The organism is Rhizorhabdus sp., assembly GCF_018006725.1.
GTDB lineage: Bacteria > Pseudomonadota > Alphaproteobacteria > Sphingomonadales > Sphingomonadaceae > Rhizorhabdus.
Window position 1 is genome coordinate 1 of sequence record NZ_JAGMXV010000453.1, and the last position, 2,643, is coordinate 2,643.

3 protein-coding genes and 1 tRNA gene are annotated in these 2,643 nt (G+C 64.9%); 3 read left to right on the plus strand and 1 reads right to left on the minus strand.

What is annotated here, in order from left to right; all coding sequences use genetic code 11:
* Window position 1 precedes the first annotated feature (1 nt).
* Together KAY22_RS27700 and KAY22_RS27705 are read left to right on the plus strand one after the other, a co-directional pair.
* Window positions 2-76: transfer RNA gene (locus tag KAY22_RS27700), tRNA-Val, on the plus strand.
* Window positions 77-231: 155 nt separating this feature from the next.
* Entirely contained in the window at window positions 232-789 is a 558-nt protein-coding gene (locus KAY22_RS27705) for a fasciclin domain-containing protein (RefSeq protein WP_296626255.1), read from the plus strand.
* A gap of 47 nt (window positions 790-836) precedes the next feature.
* Here the strand turns inward: KAY22_RS27705 and tgt are convergent, their stop codons facing one another.
* Window positions 837-1,970 carry a tRNA guanosine(34) transglycosylase Tgt gene (tgt, locus tag KAY22_RS27710; RefSeq protein ID WP_296626256.1) on the minus strand — a complete coding sequence of 378 codons (1,134 nt, stop codon included), beginning with the start codon at window positions 1,968-1,970 and terminating at the stop codon, window positions 837-839.
* Window positions 1,971-2,045: 75 nt separating this feature from the next.
* On the opposite strand from tgt, the gene KAY22_RS27715 reads away from it, so the two are divergent.
* Window positions 2,046-2,643, plus strand: a 598-nt coding sequence (locus tag KAY22_RS27715) for a TSUP family transporter (protein ID WP_296626257.1), incomplete at its 3' end; no start/stop codon positions are given.

The following is a 2,643-nucleotide window of genomic DNA, read 5'->3' on the forward strand; positions in this document are numbered from 1 at the left end:
TGGGCGTGTAGCTCAGTGGTAGAGCACTGTGTTGACATCGCAGGGGTCGCAAGTTCAATCCTTGCCACGCCCACCATAAACCCCGTCAATCCTCTGGATTGGCGGGGTTTTTGTTTTCGGTTGCAGATCTGCTGGCACTGCCCTTTGGGGAAGCGCCGCATCCGTTACGACCTTTCTCACGTTCCTTCGATGCACTTCCCCCTCCCGAAGTGTTCAAGAAGGATGCAGACGATGAAAATCACGTCAGAAAAGCTTTTCCGCGCGATTGCCGGCGCGGCGCTCATGGCTTCGGCCGCCATTCCATTCGCTGCCGCACAGGCCGCCGATCATCATGGCGCCCATCAGGGCACCGTCGTCGACGGCGCTGTCGCTTCGCCTGACCACACGACGCTGGTCGCGGCGGTGAAGGCGGCGGGTCTGGTCGAGACGCTGTCGGGCACCGGCCCCTTCACGGTGTTCGCGCCGACCAACGCCGCCTTCGCCAAGCTGCCCGCCGGCACGGTCGACACGCTGCTGAAGCCCGAGAACAAGGCGACGCTGACGTCGATCCTCACTTATCATGTCGTGCCCGGCAAGCTGATGGCGGCCGACATCGCCGCCAATGCCGCTGCGCATGGCGGCAAGGCGATGCTCAAGACCGTTCAGGGCGAGACGCTGACCGGCTGGAAGGATTCCGCCGGCGGGTGGTGGCTGACCGACGCCAAGGGCGGCAAGGTGAAGATCACTGCGGCGGATATGGCGAAGTCGAATGGCGTCATCCACGTCATCGACGGCGTGCTGATGCCCTGAGGCAGACCAGGCGCGGGGAGCGCGTTCGCGCGTTCCCCGTTCCGACGTCAGCCGGTCCGATAATAGGCCGCGCGAAAACCATCGGCAAAGGCCTTGAGGCGCCCCTCCACAATCGCCGCGCGCAGGTCCGCCATCAGGGCCTGATAGAAGCTCAGATTATGCTCGGTCATGAGCATCGCGCCGAGGATTTCCCCCGCGCGGATCAGGTGGTGGATATAGGCCCTGCTGTACTGACCGCAGACGGGACAGCCGCAGGCGGGATCGAGCGGCCCCTGATCCTCGGCGAAGCGCGCATTGCGCAGATTGATCGGCCCCTCGCGCGTGAACGCCTGGCCGTTGCGGCCGGACCGCGTCGGCAGCACGCAATCGAACATGTCGATACCGCGCTCGACAGCACCGACGATGTCGTCGGGCTTGCCCACCCCCATCAGATAGCGAGGCTTCGCCTCGTCAAGTTGCCCGGGCGCGAAATCGAGCGTGGCGAACATCGCCTCCTGCCCCTCGCCCACCGCCAGCCCGCCCACCGCATAGCCATCGAAGCCGATGTCGAGCAGCGCGTCGGCCGACAGCTTGCGCAGACGTTCGTCGAGCGCGCCCTGCTGGATGCCAAACACCGCCGCGCGATCCGCATGCTCGCCCCCGGCGTCAAAAGCGGCGCGGGAACGACGCGCCCAGCGCATCGACCGGAGCATCGCCTCTTCCTGCTCCTTTGCCGTGGTGGTGGTCGGCACAAGCTCGTCGAACGCCATGATGATGTCGGAATCGAGCAGGCGCTGAATCTCGATCGAGCGCTCGGGCGACAGCATGTGCGACGAGCCGTCGAGATGGCTCTTGAATGACACGCCCTCCTCGCTACACTTGGTCAGGGCCGACAGGCTCATCACCTGATAGCCGCCGCTGTCGGTAAGAATTGGCCGCTCCCAGCGCATGAACTCATGCAGGCCCCCCAGCCGTGCGACGCGCTCGGCGCCAGGGCGCAGCATCAGATGATAGGTGTTTCCGAGGATGATGTCCGCACCGGTCGCGCGGACGTCGGTGGGCTTCATCGCCTTCACCGTGGCGGCGGTGCCCACCGGCATGAAGGCAGGCGTGCGGATCTCGCCGCGCTTCATGCGGATGCTGCCCGTGCGGGCTTTGCCATCGACAGCCTGTATGGCGAATTCGAAACGCGGATTTTCCATGGGCGGCCCATAAGCCCGGCGGCCCCGCCTGCCAAGGCTTGCGCCGGTTGGGCTGGTCGGGCAGGTCGTTACGTCATGGATCTCGCCCTCGACACCTACGCCATCCTCACCATGGTCGCCTTCGTGGCAGGCTTCATCGATGCGATCGCAGGCGGCGGTGGTCTCCTCACCATTCCCGCCATGCTCTGGGCCGGCATCCCGCCGATCGCGGCGCTCGCGACGAACAAGCTGCAGAGCAGTTTCGGATCGGGCACTGCCTGCTGGAATTTCAGCCGCAAGGGAATGATCGACTGGCGCACCTACGCGCCGACGGTCGCGGTCATCGCCGCCCTGTCCGCGCTAGGCTCGATTGTCGTCCAGGCCGTTGGTAACGAGGCGCTCACCCTGATCGTGCCCGTGCTGCTGCTGGCGGTGGCCGCCTACATCGTGCTGTCGCCACGCATGCACGACGAAGATGCTCATCAGAGACTTGGCGTAAAGGCCTATATGCCCGTCGGCGGCGCTATCGGTTTCTATGACGGTTTCTTCGGCCCGGGCACCGGCAGCGTCTTCGTCTTCCTGTTCGTCCGCTTGCTGGGTTTCGATTTCCTGCATGCCTCGGCCAGTGCCAAGCTGCTCAACACCGCGACCAATGCGGCTGCGCTGCTGCTGTTTGCGATGAAGGGCCATGTCT

What these genes read in the sequence shown, in the direction of transcription:
- tgt (WP_296626256.1), bottom strand. Translation starts at nt 1,970, where the DNA reads ATGGAAAATCCGCGTTTCGAATTCGCCATACAGGCTGTCGATGGCAAA.
- KAY22_RS27705 (WP_296626255.1), top strand. Translation starts at nt 232, where the DNA reads ATGAAAATCACGTCAGAAAAGCTTTTCCGCGCGATTGCCGGCGCGGCG.